At 73.3% G+C, this 21,087-nt stretch carries 20 protein-coding genes; 7 read left to right on the top strand and 13 right to left on the bottom strand.

The features are described from left to right. The first annotated feature begins 37 nt into the window (after window positions 1-37). Both BLV05_RS07595 and BLV05_RS07590 read left to right on the top strand, forming a co-directional pair. On the top strand, window positions 38-1,588 hold the full coding sequence (locus BLV05_RS07595) for an amidohydrolase family protein (protein WP_046767898.1): 1,551 nt from the start codon (window positions 38-40) through the stop codon (window positions 1,586-1,588). A 104-nt stretch (window positions 1,589-1,692) separates the two neighbouring features. Continuing rightward, complete coding sequence (locus tag BLV05_RS07590) at window positions 1,693-4,239, top strand: polysaccharide lyase family 8 super-sandwich domain-containing protein (RefSeq protein ID WP_083421285.1); 2,547 nt, start codon at window positions 1,693-1,695, stop codon at window positions 4,237-4,239. 101 nt (window positions 4,240-4,340) lie between these two features. On the opposite strand, the gene BLV05_RS38155 is transcribed toward BLV05_RS07590, so the two are convergent. The 7 genes from BLV05_RS38155 to BLV05_RS07560 all read right to left on the bottom strand — a co-directional run bounded on the left by BLV05_RS38155 (window position 4,341) and on the right by BLV05_RS07560 (window position 11,650). Beyond that, complete coding sequence (locus BLV05_RS38155) at window positions 4,341-4,475, bottom strand: hypothetical protein (protein WP_267884851.1); 135 nt, start codon at window positions 4,473-4,475, stop codon at window positions 4,341-4,343. 68 nt (window positions 4,476-4,543) lie between these two features. Next, window positions 4,544-5,209 carry a ribonuclease H family protein gene (locus BLV05_RS07585; RefSeq protein ID WP_197683574.1) on the bottom strand — a complete coding sequence of 222 codons (666 nt, stop codon included), beginning with the start codon at window positions 5,207-5,209 and terminating at the stop codon, window positions 4,544-4,546. 65 nt (window positions 5,210-5,274) lie between these two features. Next, complete coding sequence (locus BLV05_RS07580; protein ID WP_046767991.1) at window positions 5,275-6,186, bottom strand: aminoglycoside phosphotransferase family protein; 912 nt, start codon at window positions 6,184-6,186, stop codon at window positions 5,275-5,277. Between the two features lie 130 nt (window positions 6,187-6,316). Further along, on the bottom strand, window positions 6,317-7,624 hold the full coding sequence (locus tag BLV05_RS07575; protein WP_046767896.1) for an alkaline phosphatase family protein: 1,308 nt from the start codon (window positions 7,622-7,624) through the stop codon (window positions 6,317-6,319). Window positions 7,625-7,668: 44 nt separating this feature from the next. Then, window positions 7,669-9,936 (bottom strand): ATP-binding cassette domain-containing protein, encoded by a 2,268-nt coding sequence (locus tag BLV05_RS07570; RefSeq protein ID WP_046767895.1) that lies wholly within the window; start codon window positions 9,934-9,936, stop codon window positions 7,669-7,671. Then, complete coding sequence (locus BLV05_RS07565; protein ID WP_046767894.1) at window positions 9,933-10,712, bottom strand: ABC transporter permease; 780 nt, start codon at window positions 10,710-10,712, stop codon at window positions 9,933-9,935. Before BLV05_RS07565 ends, BLV05_RS07570 begins: the two co-directional genes overlap by 4 nt. Then, the gene (locus BLV05_RS07560) at window positions 10,709-11,650 is read right to left on the bottom strand and encodes an ATP-binding cassette domain-containing protein (RefSeq protein WP_046767893.1); all 942 of its coding nucleotides are present in this window, start codon (window positions 11,648-11,650) and stop codon (window positions 10,709-10,711) included. Before BLV05_RS07560 ends, BLV05_RS07565 begins: the two co-directional genes overlap by 4 nt. Window positions 11,651-11,732: 82 nt before the next feature. Here BLV05_RS07560 and BLV05_RS07555 point away from each other — a divergent pair, with 82 nt between their 5' ends. After that, window positions 11,733-12,476, top strand: a complete 744-nt coding sequence (locus tag BLV05_RS07555) for a TetR/AcrR family transcriptional regulator (RefSeq protein ID WP_046767892.1) — start codon at window positions 11,733-11,735, stop codon at window positions 12,474-12,476. On the opposite strand, the gene BLV05_RS36910 is transcribed toward BLV05_RS07555, so the two are convergent. From BLV05_RS36910 to BLV05_RS36905, 3 genes are read right to left on the bottom strand one after another with little or no spacing between them, the layout of a single operon-like run. After that, window positions 12,444-12,689: a hypothetical protein gene (locus BLV05_RS36910; protein WP_197683573.1), complete on the bottom strand. Its 246-nt coding sequence runs from the start codon at window positions 12,687-12,689 to the stop codon at window positions 12,444-12,446. The genes BLV05_RS07555 and BLV05_RS36910 overlap by 33 nt on opposite strands. Beyond that, window positions 12,689-13,582 (bottom strand): MFS transporter, encoded by an 894-nt coding sequence (locus BLV05_RS07550; protein ID WP_197683572.1) that lies wholly within the window; start codon window positions 13,580-13,582, stop codon window positions 12,689-12,691. The genes BLV05_RS36910 and BLV05_RS07550 overlap by 1 nt, the downstream gene beginning before the upstream one ends. Next, window positions 13,531-13,746, bottom strand: a complete 216-nt coding sequence (locus BLV05_RS36905) for a hypothetical protein (protein WP_197683571.1) — start codon at window positions 13,744-13,746, stop codon at window positions 13,531-13,533. Before BLV05_RS36905 ends, BLV05_RS07550 begins: the two co-directional genes overlap by 52 nt. 55 nt (window positions 13,747-13,801) lie before the next feature. On the opposite strand from BLV05_RS36905, the gene soxR reads away from it, so the two are divergent. Continuing rightward, window positions 13,802-14,248, top strand: a complete 447-nt coding sequence (gene soxR / locus BLV05_RS07545; RefSeq protein WP_046767891.1) for a redox-sensitive transcriptional activator SoxR — start codon at window positions 13,802-13,804, stop codon at window positions 14,246-14,248. A 3-nt stretch (window positions 14,249-14,251) separates the two neighbouring features. On the opposite strand, the gene BLV05_RS07540 is transcribed toward soxR, so the two are convergent. Further along, window positions 14,252-14,737 (bottom strand): DUF4440 domain-containing protein, encoded by a 486-nt coding sequence (locus BLV05_RS07540; RefSeq protein ID WP_046767890.1) that lies wholly within the window; start codon window positions 14,735-14,737, stop codon window positions 14,252-14,254. 140 nt (window positions 14,738-14,877) lie between these two features. Between BLV05_RS07540 and pdxR the strand changes: the two genes are divergently transcribed. From pdxR to BLV05_RS07525, 3 genes are read left to right on the top strand one after another with little or no spacing between them, the layout of a single operon-like run. Further along, window positions 14,878-16,302: a MocR-like pyridoxine biosynthesis transcription factor PdxR gene (pdxR, locus tag BLV05_RS07535; RefSeq protein ID WP_046767889.1), complete on the top strand. Its 1,425-nt coding sequence runs from the start codon at window positions 14,878-14,880 to the stop codon at window positions 16,300-16,302. A 52-nt stretch (window positions 16,303-16,354) separates the two neighbouring features. Further along, the gene (locus tag BLV05_RS07530; RefSeq protein ID WP_046767888.1) at window positions 16,355-17,521 is read left to right on the top strand and encodes a phospholipase D-like domain-containing protein; all 1,167 of its coding nucleotides are present in this window, start codon (window positions 16,355-16,357) and stop codon (window positions 17,519-17,521) included. Window positions 17,522-17,531: 10 nt separating this feature from the next. Further along, complete coding sequence (locus BLV05_RS07525) at window positions 17,532-18,014, top strand: hypothetical protein (protein ID WP_152690655.1); 483 nt, start codon at window positions 17,532-17,534, stop codon at window positions 18,012-18,014. Here BLV05_RS07525 and BLV05_RS07520 read toward each other — a convergent pair. Together BLV05_RS07520 and BLV05_RS07515 are read right to left on the bottom strand one after the other, a co-directional pair. Beyond that, complete coding sequence (locus tag BLV05_RS07520) at window positions 18,001-20,115, bottom strand: alpha-galactosidase (protein ID WP_046767886.1); 2,115 nt, start codon at window positions 20,113-20,115, stop codon at window positions 18,001-18,003. The two genes, BLV05_RS07525 and BLV05_RS07520, sit on opposite strands and share 14 nt — an antisense overlap. Window positions 20,116-20,174: 59 nt before the next feature. Continuing rightward, a complete protein-coding gene (locus BLV05_RS07515; protein WP_046767885.1) occupies window positions 20,175-21,083 on the bottom strand; it encodes a dihydrodipicolinate synthase family protein in 909 nt (302 codons plus the stop codon). Window positions 21,084-21,087 lie beyond the last annotated feature (4 nt).

Here is a 21,087-nt window from a genome sequence, read left to right as displayed (position 1 = left end):
AGTGCCCGCGGCCCCCTCCCCGCCGGACGATGAGGGCATGAATCCGACTCCCTCTCGCCGCAACCTCATCGCCGGCGGTCTGGCCGCCAGCCTGCTGGGCGTCGTCGCGCCGCGGGCGGCCGCGACCGCCGCGAGCCCAGCCGCCACGACGGCCACGGGGGCACCCCGCGGGGTCGCCTTCACCCATGCCACCGTCATCGACGTCGAGCGGGGGCGGCGGATGGCGGACACCACGGTCGTCGTGCGGGGGGACCGGATCGCGCGGGTCGGCCCGTCCGCGCAGGTGCCGATCCCGCCGGGCGTCCGCGCCGTCGACCTGCGCGGCGCGTTCCTGATCCCGGGCCTCGTCGACGTGCACGTGCACAGCTCGTTCCCGAACATCGAGCCCGCGCTGTACGTCGCGAACGGCGTCACCACGGTCCGCGAGATGTCCGGCCGCGACGAGCTGCACGACTGGCGCGACCAGGCCGACGCGGGCGAGCTGCTGGGGCCGCGGTGGGTGATCGCCAGCCGCATCATCGACGGCGCTCCCACGATCTGGGACCCGAACCTGGTCGACGTCGTCGAGGCGGGAACCGCCGCAGAGGGGCGCGTGGCCGTCCGGGACGCCGTCGCCCAGGGCGCTGACGCCGTCAAGGTCTACTCGCGACTGAAGCCCGACGTCTACCGGGCGATCGTCCACGAGGCGCGCCGGCGCGGCATCGCCGTCGTCGGACACACGCCGGACGAGCTCGACGTGGCCGAGGCGTCGGACCTGGGCCAGGCCAGCATCGAGCACCTCTTCACCGTCTTCGTCGCGACGTCGCGGGACGAGCGCGAGCTGCGCCGGCGGATCGCCGAGATCAGGCTCGACCGCGGCGACTACAACGGCTGGTTCAACCGGCTGCACCCGATCGACCTGCAGGCGATGCGCAGCTACGACCACGACAAGGCGGCCCGGCTGTTCGACCGGTTCGCCCGCAACGGCACCCACCAGGTCCCGACGATGGTCATGCACCAGGCACTCAACCATGCGCGCACGCTCGACCTGTCCGACCCGCGCCGCCGCTACCTGCCCCAGCCGATCCTGGAGGTCCTCGACCGGGTGCTGCGCGACTGGTACCTCGCCGGCCGCACGCCCGAGCTCGACGGCGAGTGGGCGGCCAAGTCCGAGCACCAGCTCCAGCTGATCGGCGCCATGCACGCGGCGGGCGTGCCGCTGCTGGCCGGCACCGACACCGGGACCTGCGCCGTCTTCCCGGGCTTCAGCCTGCACGACGAGCTGCGGCAGCTGGTCCAGGCGGGCCTGTCGACGGCGGACGCTCTGCGCGCCGCGACGGTCGAGCCGGCCCGGTTCCTGGGCGACCGGCGGGCCGGGCGGATCGCCACCGGCGCCCCGGCCGACCTCGTCGTCCTGGCCGCCGACCCGCTCGCCGACATCGCGAACACGCAGCGCATCGACGGCGTCGTCACCAGCGGGCGCTACCTCGACTCCGCCGAGCGGCAGGCCGTCCTCGATCGCGTCGCCGAGGAGGCCGCCGCGATGTCGCCGGACGCCGTCGTCGCCGGGTGCGCCTGCCACGGTCCGGTCAATCCGGCCTCCGTCTGAATGCAGTGCGGCAATGGGGCGAACTCGTGGGCAAGCGCTTGCTGACGAATTGTCATGCCTGCTTGACTCCTAGATGCCTGGTTCGCACCTTCCGAGGAGAATATGTGGAGATCACCCGCCGCCGTCTGTTGTCGCTCCTGTCCGCCGCCGGCGTGCTCACCGTCGTGGCACCGCCACGATGGGCCGGCGCGTCCGACCCGGGCACCGGCACGACGGGGCTGTTGGCCAACACCGTCGACATCTTCGCCGGCACGGCCGAGTCCAACGCCCGACCCGAGGTCGCGGCCAAGCTGTCCGCCATCGATCAGACCGCACGCACCTGGCTCGCCGCGCTGGACACGGCCGGCAACGGCGAGCTGTTCGCCGGACTCCCGCTCGGCACCAGCGACCCCAACCTAAACGCGTCGTTCCAGCACCTCTACGAGATCGCCCTCGCCACGCGCACGCCGGGCGGGGCCCCGTCGGACCTGGACGGCGACGTCGGCACGCAGCGGCGCGTGATCGACGCCCTGGTCTGGCTGCACGAGAACTACTACGGCGACCAGGCCCAGGGCTACTACGGCAACTGGTTCACGTGGGAGATCGGCATCTCCACCCATGTCGGCAAGACCCTGGCGCTCCTCGACGAGCAGGTCCGCGCCTACCGCCCGGACCTCGTCGGCACCTACGTCGCGTCGATGGACGCCTACCTCAGGAACGGCTCCGGCGGCGACGTCGACCTGGACTCGCGTTTCCACACCGGCGCCAACCTGGCCGACATCACCACCAACCGGATGATCCAGGGCGCGCTGCTCGGCGACGAGGCGCGCATCCGCAAGGCGGTCGAGCACCAGCTGACGGTTTTCGCCACGATCGACCCCTACAACCTGCGGCACGGCGTCACCGACGGCTATTACGCCGACGGCTCGTTCATCCAGCACCACTCGGTGGCCTATACCGGCTCGTACGGCAAGGCCCTGCTGACGCGGGTGGTCCAGACACTGAAGATCCTCGACGGCACCGGTCTCGCCAACACCGAGGCGCTCGTGCCGGTCGTGCAGAGCTGGGTGACGAACGGGTTCGCGCCGCTGATCTTCGAGGGCTGGATGATGGAGATCGTCAAGGGACGAGCCGTCTCGCGGACGACCTCCGGCTACACCGACGTCGCGGTGGTCGTGGAGGCCGTCGTCGACCTCTCCGGCTACGCGACCGGCGCCGACGCGGCAGCGCTGAAGAGCTACGTCGCGTTCATCCGCTCGACGTCGCGGGCGGCGCTGAACCCGGCGACGTTCGTCTCGCCGGTCACCATCGCGCGCTACACCGACATCGTCGACGACGACACCGTGCAGCCCGCGGACCTCGGTCCGGCCGACCGGACGGTCGCGTTCAACGCCATGGACAAGAACGTGCACCGCCGGCCCGGCTTCGCGTTCGCGCTGTCGCGCAGCTCAGACCGGATCAGCAAGTACGAGTACATGAGCGGCGAGAACCTCATGCCGTGGTTCCAGGGCGACGGCGCCCACTACCTCTACCTGTCCGGGCAGGACCAGACGGAGGCCTACGGAGTCGACTACTTCACGACGGTGTCGCCGTACGCCCTGGCCGGTGTCACCGCTCCGGTCGAACAGCGGCAGACCATCCCGGAGCTGTACGGCACGCCCTTCTACGACAACCCCGGCCACCCGCTCGGGTTCACGGCCTCGTCGGAGTCGCAGAACACCTACGTGTACTTCCCGCGCGGCACCAACGGGCACTCCGGCGGAGCCGTACTCGGCGCCTACGGCGCGGCCGGGATGCTGCTGTCGAGCGACGCCGCCTACGCCGCGAAGCAGACCGGGATCCTGCCCGACGACTTCGTCGTGTACCAGAACCTCACGGCCATGAAGTCCTGGTTCATGCTCGACGACGAGATCGTCGTGCTGGTCGCCGGCATCGACGACGGCGCCGGCCGCGCGGTGAGCACGTCGGTCGACGCCCGCATCTCGGCGCCGGCCGACGACGTCACGATCAGCGGCTCGGCGCGGGACGGCAGCGCGTGGTCCGGCCCGGGCACCGGCGACCCGCTCTGGCTGCGCTACGCCAACGAGAGCCGGGGCACCGCCGTCGGCTACGTGTTCCTCACCTCCCAGCAGGCACGGGTCGCCCTCGACCCCGTCACCCGCAGCCGCCGCGTCGTCCGCACGGCCAACCCGGACACCGCCGTGACCAAGAACGTCTTCGGCATCTCGGTCGGCCACGCGGCCGGGGCCGAGCCGGGGCCGCTCGCCTACGCGCTGGTGCCGAACGCGACGGAGGCGCAGCTGCGCGGGTACTCGCCCGCCGGCCCGATCATCGTGCTGGCCAACGACACCCGGGTGCAGGCCATCCTGCACGCTGGCCTGGGGCTGGTGGCGGCCAACGTGTTCCACGCCGGCTGGCACGAGTCGGTGGGCATGCGCATCGAGGGCCCGGCCTCGGTGATCGTCCAGAACCGGCCGCGGCTGACCACCATCGCCGTCTCCGACCCGACCATGGGGCGCGACGTGGTCAACGCGACGTTGCTCGGCCGGTCGCTGACCAAGGTCGCCGGCGACCGCGGCGTGCGGGTGACCCAAGCGGACGGCAACACCCACCTGGAGTTCCCGACCCGGCACGCGTACGGACGGAGCGTGACGGTCACCCTGCGCGGCTGACCCGCCGTGATCGGCAGGGAGCGCTCACCCCGTGGTGGGTGGCGACTCCCTGCCGGTCACCGGGCGATCTCTGCCTCGACGGCGAGCTGGTGGACGGCGGATCAGCGCTTCTTCGAGGTCGGGATGATCTCGATCTTGGACTTCGCGTCCGCCTTGGCGGCCTTGTCAGCGCGCTTCTCCTTGAGCGACTTGCCCGCCTTCTTGGACAGGTGTTGTCGCGGCGACTTGTCGGCCATGGTTGCTCCCTGATCGGGGAGCCTGGTCAGCCCCTTGTGGTTGTCACAGTACGCCTCACTCGCCCTTGTCAGGACTGGGCGATCTTGGCGGCGACGGCGAGCTCGTCGACGAGGTCGTTCATGGGGTGGCCGGAGTGGCCCTTGACCCAGTGGAAGACGACGTCGCCGCGCTGTTCGACGAGGTCGACCAGCGGCTCCCAGAGGTCGCGGTTGGCGACCGGCGACTTGGTGGACGTGACCCAGCCGCGCGTGCGCCAGTTGCGCCACCATCCGTCGCGGAAGCAGTTGACGACGTACGCGGAGTCGCTGACGACGACAAGCGGGCCGTCGAGCGCCTTGACGGCCTCCAGTGCGGCCCGGATCTCCATGCGCTGGTTGGTGGTGCTCGGCTCGGACCCGGACGCGAACCGCTCGCGGTCGATGGCCCACGCCCAGCCGCCCGGGCCGGGCGTGCCGGAGCAGGCGCCGTCGGTGTAGACCTCGACCGCGCCCTCGGGCGCCTCCATGGCCGGCGGGCGCGGCCGCCGGGCGCGCGACGGCTTGGCCGCGGCCGCGGAGGAGGCCGGGACGAGGGCCGGCTCGGCGTCGCCGGGGACCGGGATCAGCGCCGGCGCGCCCGCGCAGGCCGCATGAACCCACGCCCGGCTGCGGCCGCTGCCCGAGCTCTCGAGCTCGTCACCTGGCCGGATGTCTCCACCACACGCACCACACCGGCCGGCGTACTTCGCGAGCACGAGCACCTCTCCCTTCGACGAACAACTCCGGGCACCCTACCCGCGGTCGCCGACAGGACCGTGGATCACACCCGGTGGCGCAGCAGGACGGTCGCGAGCGCGACGTCGGCGGGGCCCAGCGCCGCCTTCCCGTCCTCGACGTCCCAGAGCGCGTTCTGCAGCACCCGGCCCAGCGTCCAGCCGGCGGCACGCGCGCGGTCGACGCCGACCAGCTCGCTGAGCAGGTCGAACCGGCGCAGCACGACCCGCTCGACGCCACCGGCGACGGCGGCGTCCCAGCGGCTGTTCAGAGCCGGCCAGAGGTCGAAGCCGGGGTCGCCGGCCAGCGGCACCGGGTCGATCGCCAGCCACGGCTCCCGCTCACCGGCCAGGACGTTCTCGTCGTGCAGGTCCCAGTGCAGCAACCGGTCGCCGGCCTCGGGCAGCAGCTCGTCGACGGCGACTGCACACGACACGACCAGGCGGCGCTCGTCCCCCTCATGCAGGGCCCGCAGCGCTCCCGGCACGGCGGCCACCATAGCGGCGGCGACGTCGGACAGGCGCGGCAGCCCGTCCGGCGCCGGCCGCGCGGTCAGCCGGGCCAGCAGTACGCCCAGTACCTTCATGACGGCGTCGTCGTCGGGCACCGAGGCCAGCGGCCGCCCGCCGTCGAGCCGCTCCAGCAGCATCGCGCCGGTGGCGGTGTCGTGGTCGAGCAGCCGGACGACGCCGTCGCCGTCCCACGTCCGCAGCCCGACGACGGCCGCCGCGGACTCCTCGCCGAGCGGCTGCAGCCGCAATACCGCAGGGGTGCCGTCGGCGCCAACCACCGGCTGGACCAGCGCCGCCATGCCGTTGCCGGGCGGGCCGTCCGGGCGCAGCTCCCACCGCTGCAGTGTCAGGTCCAGCAGATGCGGCAGCCCGGCCAGCCAGGCCCGGCCGGCGTCGTCGCGCCCGTACGAGGTGACGAGGGCGGCCGGCACCGCGTCGAGACTCACCCCGGCATCGTAGACATCCAGCACCGACCGGCCCTCTTCCCGCCCCATCGCCGAGTTGATCATGGAGAAGGTCGGGGTTCCGGGCGACCCAGACCCTCCTTTCGCCATGATCAACTCGTCGGGACGTGGGCTACTGGAGCGCCTCAGTGAGGACGCGGCCCTCGGCCTGGGCGGGTGCGGGGAGGCCGAGCAGCGCGGCGATCGTCGGCGCGACGTCGATGTGCCGCGCGCCGTCGAGCCGGGCTCGTGGACTGACGCCGCGCCCGGCGACCAGCAGTGCGGCCTCGCGCTCGCCGGTGCGGCCGTGGTAGCCGCGCGGGCCGTCCGGGTCGGTCAGGCCGAACGACCAGCCGGCGGCCGGCTCGGCCACCAGCTCGCCGAGCAGCGGGCTGGCGCCGAACGCGTCGAGGCCGGCGCGGTCGTGGACGCGTTCCACCGGCTCGACCGACTCCAGCGCGGCGCGGGCCCGCGCGATGCCGTCGGGCGTGTTGGCGGCGCCGAGCAGGTACACGTTGGCGACCCCGCCGACCACCATCGCGACGTCGGTCGACGGCGCCGGCGCGGCGCCCGGCGCGACGAACTCCGGCGTGAACCCGGCCTCGGTCAGCGCGGTGAGCACCAGCCCGCCGAACGCGCGGGTGAACGTCGTCATGCCGTGGTCGCCGAGCAGCACGAAGGCGGTGCTGCCATAGGTCCCGACGTCCTTCGTCGCCTGGACCAGCCGGCCGAGCGCGGCGTCGAGAGCGGCCAGCCGGCCGGCCATACCCGGCGACTCCGCCCCCTCGGCGTGGCCGAGCGCGTCGAGGTCGTCGGCGTAGACGGCGAGCAGCGTCGGCGGCTCCTCGACGGTGACCGTCACCGAGCCGGAGCGCACCGGCCGGCCGTGCAGGATGTCGGCGGCCAGGTCCATCCGCGACGGGCCGGTGCCGCCGGGCTGGACGTACAGCGCCCGCGGGTCGCCGAAGACCACGCCGTGGTTCTGCAGGATGAAGAACTGCACCGACGCGACCGTGCCGCCGGCCGCCGTCACCACCTCGGCGATGGTCTGCGCCTCGAGCGTCCGGCTCTGGCTCACCGCCCGCCCGGTGGCCGGGTCGAGGAAGTACGGCGTGTTGAGGTGGGTGCGCGGCCAGGCGCCGGAGACGACGCTGGCCCACGAGGTGTTGGTGATGGACGGGAAGCACCCAGTCGTGGCGCCGACGACGCCGCGGCGGGTCAGCGCGTCGAGGTTCGGGGTGTCGGCCAGGTCGAGGTAGGCGGGGTCGAACCCGTCCCACCCGACCAGCACGACGTGCCGCGCCCGCCCCCGCCCGGCGACGTCCTCCACGGCCGTGGCGGCGGAGGGCAGCGCGAGTGCGGCGGCGGTCCCGGCGCCGGCGGCGAGCACGGCACGACGGCTGAGGGTGCGTCCGGTGCGTCCGGACGAGGTGGACTCCATAGGAGCGAGCGTTCCCACCCGGAGTGAACGCCACCCGGCCGCGTTCAGTCGGCGAGATAACGGGCCAGGTACTGGCCGGTGTACGTCGACCCGTCGGCGGCCAGCGCCGCCGGCGTCCCCTCGAACACCACCCGGCCGCCGTCGTGGCCGGCGCCGGGCCCGAGGTCGACGACCCAGTCGGCCGCCGCGACGACGTCGAGGTTGTGCTCGATGACGATCATCGTGTTGCCGTCGTCGACCAGCCGGTGCAGCAGCGCGATCAGGTGCTCGACGTCGGCAAGGTGGAGGCCGGTGGTGGGTTCGTCGAGCACGTAGAGCTTGCCGCCGACGACCAGCTCGCTGGCCAGCTTGAGCCGCTGCCGCTCGCCGCCGGACAGCGTGGTGAGGGTCTGGCCGAGCGTGAGGTAGTCGAGGCCGACGTCGCCCAGGCGCTGCAGCACGGTGCGGATGGCCTTCTCGGTGAAGAACTCCAGCGCCTCGGCGACGCTCAGCTCGAACACGTCGGCGATGGACCGGCCGCGGACGAGGTGCTGCTGCGCCTCGCCCTTGAACCGGCGGCCGCGGCAGACCTCGCACACCGTGGTGACGCCGTCCATGAACGCGAGGTCGGTGAAGATCACCCCGGCGCCCTGGCACGCCGGGCACGCGCCGCTGGAGTTGGGGCTGAACAAGGCCGCCGGCGCGCCCGTCGCGCGGGCGAACAGCGACCGGATCGGGTCGAGCACGCCGGTGAACGTCGCCGGGCTGGACCGCCGCGACCCACGCACCGGGCGCTGGTCCAGCATGACGGCGTCGGGCCGCACGCATGGCAGGTGGCCGCGGATCAGGCTGCTCTTGCCCGACCCCGCCACCCCCGTGACGACCGTCAGCACCCCCAGCGGCAGGTCGACGGTGACGTCGCGCAGGTTGTGCGTGGACGCGTGCTCGATGCGGACGTGCCCCGACGGCGTCCGCACGGCGGCACCGTCGCGTGAGACCCGCGGCGCCCGCAGCCCGCGCCCCGTCCGCGTGTCGGACTTCACCAGCCCGTCGTAGGACCCTTCGTACGTGACGGTGCCGCCCGCCCGCCCCGCCCCCGGCCCCATGTCGATGCAGTGGTCCGCGATCGCCATGGTCTCCGGGTCGTGCTCGACGACGACCACCGTGTTGCCCTTGTCGCGCAGTTCGATCAGCAGCTCGCCGAGCCGGTGGACGTCGCGCGGATGCAGCCCGACCGTCGGCTCGTCGAACACGTACAGCAGGTCGGACAGGCTGCTGCCGAGGTGCCGGACCATCTTCACCCGCTGCGACTCGCCGCCGGACAGCGTGGCCGTGGCGCGGTCGAGGCTGAGGTAGCCGAGGCCCAGGATGCCGAGCCGTTCCACCTGCTCGGCCGCGTCGGCCACCAGCGGCGCGACGCCGGGGTCGTCGATGGCCCGGATGACGTCGACGAGGTCGTCGGCCTGCATCGCGTTGAGGTCGGCGATGGACCGTCCGCCGATCAGCGACGAGCGGGCCGCCTCGGCCAGCCGGGTGCCGCCGCAGTCGGGGCAGCTGCCGCGCGTGACGATGCGCTCGAACGCCTCGCGGGTCTTGCCCTTGTAGGCGTCGGCCTCCTTGTGCAGGTAGAGCCGGTTGAACCGGGCGATGACCCCCTCGTAGCTGGTGACCTCGACATTCGGCGCCTTCAGCTCGCCCTGCTCGGCGTACATGAGGATGCGCCACTGCTCGTCGGTGTACTCGCGCAGCGGCACCGACGGGTCGAAGAAGCCGCTCCTGGCGTAGGACCGCCAGAACCAGTTCCCGACGCCGAACGCCGGCCAGTCCAGCGCGCCGTCCTCGAGCGACCGGTCGCGGTCGACCAGTTGCGCCTCGTCGACGATGCTCACGACACCCAGCCCCTGGCAGCGCGGGCACATCCCCTGCGGGTCGTTGAACGAGAACGCGTTGGAGTAGCCGGCGAACGGGCGGCCGGCCCGGGAGAAGATCAGCCGCAGCCGCGCGCCGATGTCGGTGGCGGTGCCGACGGTCGACCGCGCACCGCCGCCGAGCCGCTTCTGGTCGACGACGGTGACGGCGCACAGGTGCGCCATGCGGTCGACGTCGGGCTGGCCGTAGCTGGGCAGCCGGCTCTGCGCGAACGCGCTGAACGTGGCGTTGAGCTGACGCTGCGACTCCGCGGCCAGGGTGTCGAAGACCAGCGACGACTTGCCCGACCCGGACACGCCGGTGACGACCGTCAGCTGGTGTTTCGGGATGTCGACGTCGATGTTCTTGAGGGTGTGCTCACGGGCACCACGGACCTCGATGAAGCCGTGATCGGCCAGTGTCATCGGTTCAGCCTCCGGTAGGCAGCGGCGGACAGCGGCGCGAACACCGCCACCATCAGGATCGGCCAGATCACTGACAACGTCTGTCCGTGATCGGCCGGCCAACTCCCGCCCGTCACGCCGGGGTTGCCGAACAATTCGCGCACCGCGTCCGCCGTCGCCGACAGCGGGTTCCACTCGGCGACGGCGCCCAGCCACGACGGCATCGTCGCCGGGTCGAGGAACACCGTGGACAGGAACCCGACCGGCCAGACCATGATCTGCACGGCCGCGACCGCCTCCGGGCCGGGCGCCTTCAGCCCCGCCCACACGCCGACCCACAGCAGCCCGAACCGCAGCAGGAGCAGCAGCCCGTACGCCGCCAGCACCTCGCCGATGCCCCCGTTCCACCGCCAGCCCAGCGCGAACCCGGCCACCGTCATCGCGGCCAGGGCGGCGACCGACGCCGCGAGGTCGGCCAGGCAGCGTCCGACCAGCACCGAGCCGCTGTGCAGCGGCAGCGACCGGAACCGGTCGGTCACGCCGCGGGCGGCGTCCGTCGTGATCGCGATCATCGTGGTCTCGAGTCCGAACAGCATCGTCAGTGCCAGGACCCCGGGCACGACGAACGGCACGTAGTCGCCGGCGCTGCCGGCGATCGCGCCGCCGAACAGACCGCCCATCATCAGGACGACGAGCACCGGGAACAGGAGCGTGACCAGGAACGGCACCGGCTGTGCCCGCCAGTGCCCGAACGTGCGGCCGGCCAGCACCAGCGAGTCGTGGACCAGCGAAGTCATCGAGCCTCCTCAGGGGTGTTCACGTGCGTGAAGACGTCGTCGAGGGTGGGCCGGCGGACGGCGACGTCCTCCGGCCGCAGGCCCGCCATGGCCAGCGCCGCGCAGAACGTGGTGACGGCGCCGGCGTCGGGCACCGGCACGGCGACGGTCACGCCGGCCACGTCGACCGGCCCGACGGCGTATGGTCCGGCCGCGCGCCCCGCCGCGGCCGCGTCGTCGGCCGTCGCGAACCGGGCCTCCACCCGGGTCTCGCCGACCAGCGACGTCAGCTCGGCCGGGCTTCCCTCGAGCACGACCCGGCCGTCGCGGAGCATGGCGACGTGGTCGGCCAGCTCGTCGGCCTCCTCCAGGTACTGCGTGGTCAGCAGCACCGTGACGCCGTCGTCGACCAGCCGCCGGACCGTCGCCCACACGTCGCGGCGGGCGTCCGGGTCGAGGCCGGTCGTCGGCTCGTCGACGAACAGCACCGACGGAGGCACGACCAGGCTCGCGGCGAGATCGAGCCGGCGCCGCATGCCGCCCGAGTAGGTGCCGACGGCGCGATCGGCGGCGTCGTCCAGCCCGAACCGGCCGATCAGTTCGTCCGCCCGGGCCCGCGCCGCGGCCTTGGGCAGCCCGCGCAACCGCCCGAACAGCACCAGGTTCGCCCGGCCGCCCAGGATCTCGTCGACCGCCGCGTTCTGCCCGACCAGCCCGATGGCCCGCCGGACGCCGTCGCCGCCGGTCCGCACGTCGTGCCCGGCCACCGTCGCCGAGCCGTCGTCCATGGCCAGCAACGTTGTCAGGATCCGCACCGCCGTGGTCTTGCCCGCGCCGTTGCGGCCCAGCAGCGCACAGACCGACCCGGGCGCCACCCGCAGGTCGAACCCGTCCAGCGCCGGTCGCTCCGTCCCGCGGTAGTGCTTGCGCACCGCCCGCGCCTCGATGGCTGCGTCCATTCACTCTCCTCCGCTCCGCTTGCTCGTACAATGTACCGTACAACGTACGAGCCAACGTACGGAAGGTGAGAGGATATTCCCCGTGCCCTCGAACACGCCCCGCCCGTCCGACCCCACCCGGCTGGTCTCGCTGCTCTGGGAGCCGTCCGACCGGCCCGGCCGCACCGGGCTGACGAAGCGGGCGGTGGTCGAGAACGCCATCGCGATCGCCGACGCCGAGGGCCTCGGCGCGCTGACCATGCGGCGGGTCGCCGACCGCCTCGGCGTCGGCGCCATGACCCTCTACACGCACGTGCCGGGCAAGCCGGAGCTGGTCGAGCTGATGCTCGACGCCGTAGCAGGCGAGACGTACGACGACGGCGCGCTGCCGGGCGAGCAGGACGGCTGGCGCGCCGGGCTGCGGCACGTCGCGGAGCACAACTGGCGCCACCACCTGCGGCACCCGTGGACGGTCGAGGTGGTGCCCGGCCGGCCGGTGCTCGGGCCCGGCGTGTCGGCCAAGTACGACCTCGAGCTGGCGCCGCTCGACGGCATCGGGCTGTCCGACCTCGAGATGGACCAGGTGCTGTGCGGCGTCCTCGCGCTGGTCGAGTCGACGGTGCGGCAGCAGGTCGGGCTGGACCGCGTCCGCGCCAGCGGCGGCGACCTCGACTGGTGGGCGACGGTGAGCCCGGCGCTGACACGGGCCATGGGCGCGCACCGCTTCCCGCTGGCCGAGCGGGTCGGCGCGGCGACCGGCGAGGCGGTCGAGGCCGGCGACCCGCTCGCGATCATGCGGCTGTCGGTGGACCTGCTACTCGACGGCGTCGCCGGCCGGCTTGCCTGAACCGGCCGACGCACGGAGCGCGACGAGCACGCCGACGAGCGCCGTCGCGGCCAGCCCGAACAGCAGATACCGGGCCGAGGCGAGCATCGACGGCGCGCCGAGGTTGAGCAGCAGGCCGCCGACCGCCGACCCGATGGACAGCCCGATCAGCTCGACGGTGTTGACGCCGGCGCTCGCCTTGCCCGCCTCGGCCGGGTCCGGCGAGCTGCCCATCACCGCGACGACGACGTGCGGGAACGCCAGGCCATCCCGGCGCCCGCGACGATCAGCCCGGCCAGCCAGACGACCACGAGCCAGGCGCCGGCGTCCTCCTGCTGGAACGCACCGGTGACGGCGAGGCCGAGGGCCAGGACGGCCGGCCCGGCGATCCGCAGGCGGCGCACCGCCACGGGACGGGCGGCGCCAGAGCTGAACATCATCGTGGCCGACCAGCCGAGCGACGCCGCGGCGCCGAGGAACCCGGCGACCAGCGGCTCCAGACCGGCCAGCCGCTGGCCGAACAGCGGCGTGAACGCCTCCGACACCGTGCCGATCGCGAGGATCGCGATGCCGACGTACAGCCACTTCAGCGGCGACCCGGCCATGTACGTCGACGCCGGCAGCACCCGCACGGGCGAGCGGTGCTCCCACCGCACGAACGCGGCGAGCGCCAGCACCGCGGCGGCCACCACGACGACCATCTCCACCGTGTCGGTGCGCAGGCTCGCGACACTGATCAGCGCCGTCGCCGCGGTCAGCAGGACGAGCGAGACGTACGGGACCGGCTCCCTGGCCGCGCCGCCACGCGACCGCGGCAACGCCCGCGGCACCAGGACGGCCAGCGCGACGCCGCCGAGCGCCAGCACCCCGAACGCCCAGCGCCATGCGTCGAACTGGGCGAACGCGCCGCCCAGGGCCGGGCCGGCCAGCGTCCCCACCCCCCACATCGCCGACACGAGGGCCGTCGCCCGCACCCAGAGCCGCTCCGGGTAGGCCGACTGGATCACGGCGTAGCCGAGACCGGCGAGCATGCCGCCGCCGAAGCCCTGGATGGCCCGGCCGGCCAGCAGCACGGTCATCGTCGGGCTGACGGCGGCGACGACCGCACCAGCGACGAACGGCGCCACCGCTCGCCGCCGATGTCGTCGATCGCCGTCGGCAGCAGACTCGTCGTGAGGAAGATGTTCACGGCGTGCAGGGCGATCCCGCCGGCCAGGACGAGCGACGTCATCGCTCGGGCCGCGCCGAACAGGTCGCGGAAGCTCGCCTGGCGCTCGTCGGTTGTCGTCATGGTAGGGAAGGTAGAAGGTCAAGCGAGCTTGAGGTCAACAGCGGAGGTAGACGCCATGGAACCGGACGACCTGCTCACGGTGGGCGAGGTCTCGAGCCGTACCGGCGTCGCGGTGTCGGCGCTGCATTACTACGAGCAGCTCGGCCTGATCGAGTCGTCGCGCACGGCCGGGAACCAGCGACGCTACCCGCGCTTCATGATCCGGCGGATCTCACTGATCCTCGTGGCGAAACGGCTGGGCATCTCGCTCGCGGACGTCGCCGAGGTGTTCACGACTCTGCCGATGGAGCAGCAGCCCGACGCCCACGACTGGCATCGGCTGTCCAGGCGCTGGCAGTCCCAGCTCGAGGCGAAGAAGCACGAGCTGGAGAACCTGCAGCGCGAGCTCACCGGGTGCATGGGCTGCGGCTGCCTGTCGATGAAGTCGTGCTACCTGCTCAACCCCGACGACGTCTGCGGCGAGAGCGGCTCGGGCCCGCTGCGCGTCACCGCGGCCGGTTGACCGTCAGGACCCCGCCGGGAACGCGGTGCCCTGGTCGTAGACCGCGAGCCAGCGGCCGCGCTCGAACACGTACGTCACGACGGTGAGAGCCCGCGACTTGAACCCGACGCTCGGCAGCTCGTAGGTGGCGTCGTACTCGATGACCGCGGTCTTGCAGCCGTAGACGTGGCGGTCGATCTCGGTCCACGTCCAGATCGCCTCGCGGTTCTCGAAGTGGCTCGCCTGCGCGGCCATGATCGCGTCGAGGCCGTCGAACCGGTGGCCGCTGGCGTAGACGCTGACCGCGTCCTCGTGGTGGACGTCGCGCCAGGCCTCGGCGTCGAAGTCGCGGAACGACTCCATGTCGATGCGCTGCGCCTCGTCGAACCGCGCCGCGCAGCCGCGGTGTCCGGCGGCGTCGGTCCCACCCGACGCGGCGGCGATACCGGGCAGCGCGACCGCTCCGGCCGCAAGCACTCCGACGACCGCCCGGTACGTGTTCTTGCGCATGGCGAACCCTCCTGACCTGTGTGTTCTCTGAACCGTTCGCCACGCTAGCCGCGGCCGGGCGGCCTCCTCTGGGCCACAGCGGGGGGTTCTGGACTGGGCCGGTCACGGGCGGATCACTCGTGGTCCTAGGCTCGCCTGACATGGACCTGCACGTGCGGCTGGACGGGCGGGGCGACCTGTCCGGGCAGCTCTACCGGCAGGTCCGGGCCGCCGTCCTGGCCGGGCGGCTGCCGGCGGGTCAGCCGCTGCCGCCGACCCGCGAGCTGGCCGGCGACCTCGGCATCGCCCGCAACACCGTCAGCATGGCCTACGACCGGCTGGCCGCCGAGGGCTTCCTCGTCGCCCGGCCCGGCGTCGGCACGTTCGTCGCCGCCGGCCTCGCCCCGGACCGGCCGCCCGACGACGGGGGCGACGGCGACCCGGTCGCGCTCGTCCCCCGCGCCGTGTGGGCCGGGCTGCCCGCGGCGGCCGACCTCGCCGCGACCGAGGCGGAGTTCGACTTCCGGCCCGGTGTTCCGGACGCCACGCTGTTCCCGTACGCGGCGTGGCGCCGGGTGACGGCTCGCCAGCTGCGCGCGACCGCCGTCGGGACCGGCGCGCACATCGCGGCCGCCGGCCACCCGGCGCTGCGCGCGGCGATCGCCCGGCACGTCGCCGTAGCGCGCGGCGTCCCGGCCGCACCGGACGACGTCGTGGTCACCAGCGGCAGCCAGCAGGCCGTCGACCTCCTCGCCCGGGTCCTGCTGTCGCCCGGCGACGTGGTCGCGGTCGAGGATCCCGGGTACCCGCTCCCCCGCAAGCTGCTGACGTCGTCCGGCTTCGACGTCGTGCCGGTGCCGGTGGACGACGAGGGCCTGGTGGTCGGCGCGCTGCCCGACCCCGCCCGCCTGGTCTACGTCACCCCGTCGCACCAGTTCCCGCTCGGCACGTCGATGTCGCTGGGACGCCGGCTGGCGCTGCTCGAGTGGGCCCGGCGGACCGGTGCGCTGATCGTCGAGGATGACTACGACAGCGAGTTCCGCTTCGCCGGGCGGCCGTTCGAGCCGCTCGCCGGGCTCGGCGCCGCCGGCCACGTCGCCTACGTCGGCTCGTTCTCGAAGACGCTGCTGCCCACCCTGCGGCTCGGCTTCGTCGTCGCGCCGCGGTCGCTGCGCGATGCCATCCACCAGGCCAAACAGCTGCTCGACTGGCACACCGCCGTGCCCGCGCAGGCGGCGCTGGCCGAGCTGATCGACGAGGGCCTGTTCGCCCGGCACCTCAAGGCGATGCGCCGGGTGTATGCGCGGCGGCACCACCTGGTGACGTCGCTGCTGCGCCGCGACTTCGCCGGCGTCCTCGAACCCGTTCCGTCGCTGGTCGGCCTGCATGTGACGGCCCTGTTCACCGACCCGCGCGCCGACGACGTCGAGGTCGCCGCCCGCGCCCGCTCGGCCGGGGTCGAGGTGCTGGCGCTGTCGCCGCTGGCGGTGGCGCACCCGGTCCGCGGGCTGGCGCTCGGCTACGGCGCCATCACCGAGGACCGCATCGCCGCCGGCCTCGCCGTTCTCCGCACCGCCGCCCGGTAGCGTTCACCGCCGGTTGGGCCGGAGTTCGCGCCGGCTGGGCAGGTTGATACGTATGACACCACGCCCGATCGCCGTCGCCGGAATCGTGATCACCGCGCTCCTCACCGCGACGCCCGCCGCTCCCGCCTCCACCCCCACGCCGTGCCAGGACGCTCCTGAGCGGACGGTCGCGACCGGCGCGGTCTTCAACAACCCGGCCGCCGGCGACGGGACGCCGATCATCGAGCAGATCTGCGGCCTGGTGAAGCAGGCGCCGGCCGGGTCGCTGATCCAGATCGCGCACTTCGTGATCTCGGGGACGACGGGCGCGGACTTCGTCGCGGTGCTGACCGACGCGCACCGGCGGGGCGTGGACGTGCGGGTGGTGCTGGACGGCTGGCAGGTGACGAACCCGGCGGTGGCCGCGCTGCGGGCCGAGCTGGGCACCGACCAGAGCGCGCGCTCGTGGCTGCACGTCTGCACCGGGCTGTCGCCGGAGGGCAACACCGCCGCGTGCATCGGCACCAAGGGCCAGCACAACAAGTTCTACCTGTTCTCCGAGACCGGCGGCCGCGAGAACGTCGTCCTGCAGTCGTCGGCCAACTTCACCGACCTGAACGCGACGACGTACTGGAACAACGCGACGACGATCGTCGGCAACGAGGAGCTGTACGCGGCGTACGGCGCCTACTTCGGCGACCTCGCGGCCGAGCGGCGCACCGACGACTACGACCACACCATCACCACCACGACGCGCACCGGCACGGTCGCCGCGTCGTTCTTCCCGCGCGCCGAGGGCGACCCGATCACCGAGCTGCTCGACGACGTCAGCTGCGGCCCGCGGACGGTGCTGCGGGTCGGCATGTCCGAGTGGGACGCCTACCGCGTCGCGATCGCCGAGCGGCTGGCCGAGCTGGCCGGCCAGGGCTGCGAGGTCGCGATCGTGCACGGGCTGATGGCCGACGAGGTCCGCGCAGTGCTGGCCGCCGAGCCGGCGATCGCCATGCGCGAGCTCGACGACGCCAACGTGCTGCCCGGCCGGATCCACTCGAAGTACCTGCTCATCGAGGGCGGCGACGCCGCCGACCGGAGCGAGCGGTGGGTCGTCACCGGGAGCCCGAACTTCAACCACACGTCGCTGCGGCGCAATGACGAGACGATGCTGCGCACGGACGTCAAGTCGGTCTACGCCCGCTACCGGGCCAACTTCGAGACGATGTTCGCCGCCGCGAGGCTCTAGTGTGCTGACCGTGGACGACGACGCGACGGCCGCGGCCGAACGCTACCAACGGGAGGCCGAAGACGACGCCGAACGGCTCGTGAACGACCCGCAGCTGCAGCAGGAGTGGATCCTGCAGGACAACCTGGTCTACGGCGGGTTGGTGGGCATCGGCGTGGTCGTGCTGCAGCCGTTCCTCACGGTCGCGTCGCTGGACGTCTCCGCGATGATCTGCGTCGTCGCGTGGTGCGTGGCCATCCCGCTGCTGGCGGCGCTGCTGATGGTCAACCGGCAGGAGACCTTCCGGCGCCGCCGGACCGACTCCCGCCTCGTCACGCTGGCCCGGCCGCTCGCGTTGTTCTCCGCCCTCGTCGGACTGGTCTCCGCCGTGTGGCACATCCACTGGATCGCCGGTGTGACGATCCTGGCCAGCGCGTTCCTGGCGCTGGGCGTCCACTCGGCGGGCTTCAGCCGGCTGGAGTTCGGCAAGCTGCCAGGCGTCAGACGGCGGTGAGCTCCAGCGTGAGCACCTGGGCCGGGTTCAGCGGCGGCGCCTGCAGGCCGGCCGTCGTCAGCACCCGGCCCGGGAGCTCCACCGCGCCCGACTCCAGCCACGCCGCCGCCCGCGCCCACCGCGGCAGCGGACAGCTCAGCGCACCGATCGGCGTCACCCGGTAGGTCACGTCCGGGTCGAGGCCGGGCAGCCGCAGCCGCGGCGGGATGTCCGCGGTCATCGTCGTCAGTGCGACGTAGCCGTACACCGCATGCCCCGGACCCACCACGCCGTGCAGCACGTGCGCGTCGTCGGTGTCGGCGCGGACGACGCGGCCGGTGTGCAGCAGCGGACGCAGCCGCTTGTACGTCGCCGCCCACTCGGTCAGCAGCGCCAGCTCGTCGTCAGAGCACCCGGTGATGTCCCACTCGATGCCGGCGTGGCCGAACAGCGCTGTCGCGCAGCGCAGCTGCAGCTCGGTGACCCGGCCCGAGACGTGGGTGTGCGACGGCCCGACGTGCGCGCCGATCAGCTCCGGCGGCAGCAGCAGCGACGTCCACCGCTGGATCGCCTGCCGGTCCAGCGGGTCGTTGCTGTCCGACGCCCACACGCGGTCGCTGCGCTGGATGATGCCGAGGTCGACGCGGGCGCCGCCGGACGAACACGACTCGATCTCCAGCGACGGGTGCCGCGACCGCAGCTCGTCCAGCAACCGGTACACGGCGGCGGTCTGCTCGTGCACGCCCGCGTGGCCGTCGTGGACGGCCTCGAGCAGGTCGCGGTTGTGGTCCCACTTGAGGTAGTCGATGCCGTACTCGCTGACCAGCGCGTCCAGCCGCTCCAGCAGGTAGGCGTAGACCTCGGGGTTGGCGACGTCGACGGTGTGCTGGTGCCGCCACTCGCGCGGAACCCGCGCGGGATCGTGCAGCAGCCAGTCGGGGTGCTCCTCGGCCAGCCGCGACTTCGGGTTCGCCATCTCCGGCTCGACCCACAGCCCGAACTGCATGCCCAGCGACTTCACGTGCTCGACCAGCGGATGCAGCCCCCGCGGCCAGACGTCGGGGTCGACGTACCAGTCGCCGAGCCCCGCGAGGTCGTCGCGGCGGCCCAGGAACCAGCCGTCGTCGACGACGAACCGCTCGACGCCGACGGCGGCGGCCACATCGGCCATACGGGCCATCTTCTCCATGTCGTGGTCGAAGTAGACCGCCTCCCACGTGTTCAGCACCAACGGCCGCGGCGTCGACGGATGCGACGTCCGCGCCCGCAGCGACGCGTGCAGCCGGGCTGACAGCCCGTCCAACCCGGCGTCGGAGTAGACGAAGTAGACGTCGGGCGTCGCGTAGGACTCGCCCGGCGCGAGCACGACCTCGCCCGGCGCCAGCAGCTCGCCGGCGCCCAGCGTCGACCAGCCCTCGGACAGCCGTTCCGCGTCGTGCACCGTCCAGCCGCTCCAGCCGGCGTGCACGCCCCACACCTCGCCGGAGCCGAACCCGAAACCCGACGTGCCGGCGACCAGCAGCCCGGTGTGCGAGTGCCCGGTGCGCCCGCGCCGCGTCTCCAGCGACCGGATGCCGGGCAGGAACGCCTCGCGCTGCGGGATCTTCTCCAGCCCCCACCGCCCGCTGAAGTGCAGCAGCTCGGCGGCGTGGTCGGGCACCGGCAGGACGGCGCGCAGCCCGCCCATCGACCACGCGGTGCCGCCGTCGTTGGTGAGCGTGTGCCGCACGCGCAGCACGCCGGCCTCGTCCAGGGCGAGCGAGCTGACGACGGAGACGCCGGCGTCCCTGTCGCGCGAGGCCACCTCGACGCCGCCGCCGTCGGGCGCCACCGTCACCGAGTCGGGGATCAGCCGCAGGTGCGGGAAGGCGCGGTCGCGGTCACCGGCGATGCCGGGCCGCCCCGGCCAGCCGTCGGCCTGGGCCGGCAGCAGCGACGGCGCCGCCGGTTCGGGCGGAGCGCCGCCGCGCCGGCCGGGTACCGCCGCCGCCCGCAGCGCCGCGCCGTCGACGCCGTCACCCAGGTCGGCGCCCCAGTGCAGCACGCGCGGCAGCCGCGGCGTCTCCAGGTCGAGCACCAGCGCGGCTCCGGCCCGGGCCAGCACCACCACACGGTCGTCCATCGGCGATCCCCTCACGCGGCGACAACGTCCGGATCAGCCTGTCAGACCACCGGAAGCGGTCAGGACGCAGCCGCCTTGAGCTCCTCGACCAGCCCGTCCACCGCGGCGACCGCGTCGGCGCTGAGCCGGCCCCACGGGGCGCGGGCCGCGCCGGCGTCCGGGCCGAACCGGTTGATCAGCTCCTTGACGACGGCGATCGAGCCCCATCGATCGGCGACGGTGGCGATCTGGCGGAACGGGCGGTGCAGCGCCAGCGCCGACTCGACCTCCCCTGCCAGGATCCGGGACCGGACCTCGCGCGCCACCGGGGCGAGCACGTTGTACAGGCTGCCGATGGCGCCGGTCGCGCCGCACGCCACACCGGCCGGCAGCAGCTCGTCCCTGCCGAAGTAGACCCGGATGCCGTCGGCGGCCTCGCGGGTGCGGATGAACTCGAGCATGTCGCCGTCGGTGAACTTGACGGCACGCAGGCTCGGCACCCGGGCGACGGCCTGCTCGACCACCGCCGACGGCGCCGCGCGCAGCCCCGTCATGGACGGGATGTGGTAGTAGCACAGCGGCACGTCGGGTGCCGCCTCGGCGATCTCGGCCAGGTAGTCGACGATCGCCATGACCGACGGCGGCTCGCCGTAGAACGGCGCCACCGCCGCGATGAGGTCGACCCCGGCGTCGGCGGCGTGCCGGGCCAGCCGGCGGGCGTCCACCAGGCTGAGGTCGCCCACGTGCGCCCCGAGCAGCAGACCGGCGCCGCGGTGCTCGGCCCAGGCGCTGATCAGCTCGGCCCGCTCGTCGACCGTCAGCGCCATCGACTCACCCGTGGTGCCGCCGACGAACGCGCCGTCGAGGCCCAGCGAGACCAGGTGCTCGGCCTGCGCGGGGACCACCTCCGTCGCCAGGCTCTCGTCGGGCCGGAACGGGGTCGGCGTGGCCGCCCAGAGCTCGAACGCCTCAGCGGTGTCTGTGCTCATGCAC

Origin of the sequence: Jiangella alkaliphila, assembly GCF_900105925.1 — a bacterium.
GTDB classification, from domain to species: Bacteria; Actinomycetota; Actinomycetes; order Jiangellales; family Jiangellaceae; genus Jiangella; species Jiangella alkaliphila.
This window is presented reverse-complemented; position numbering and strand designations above follow the sequence as displayed.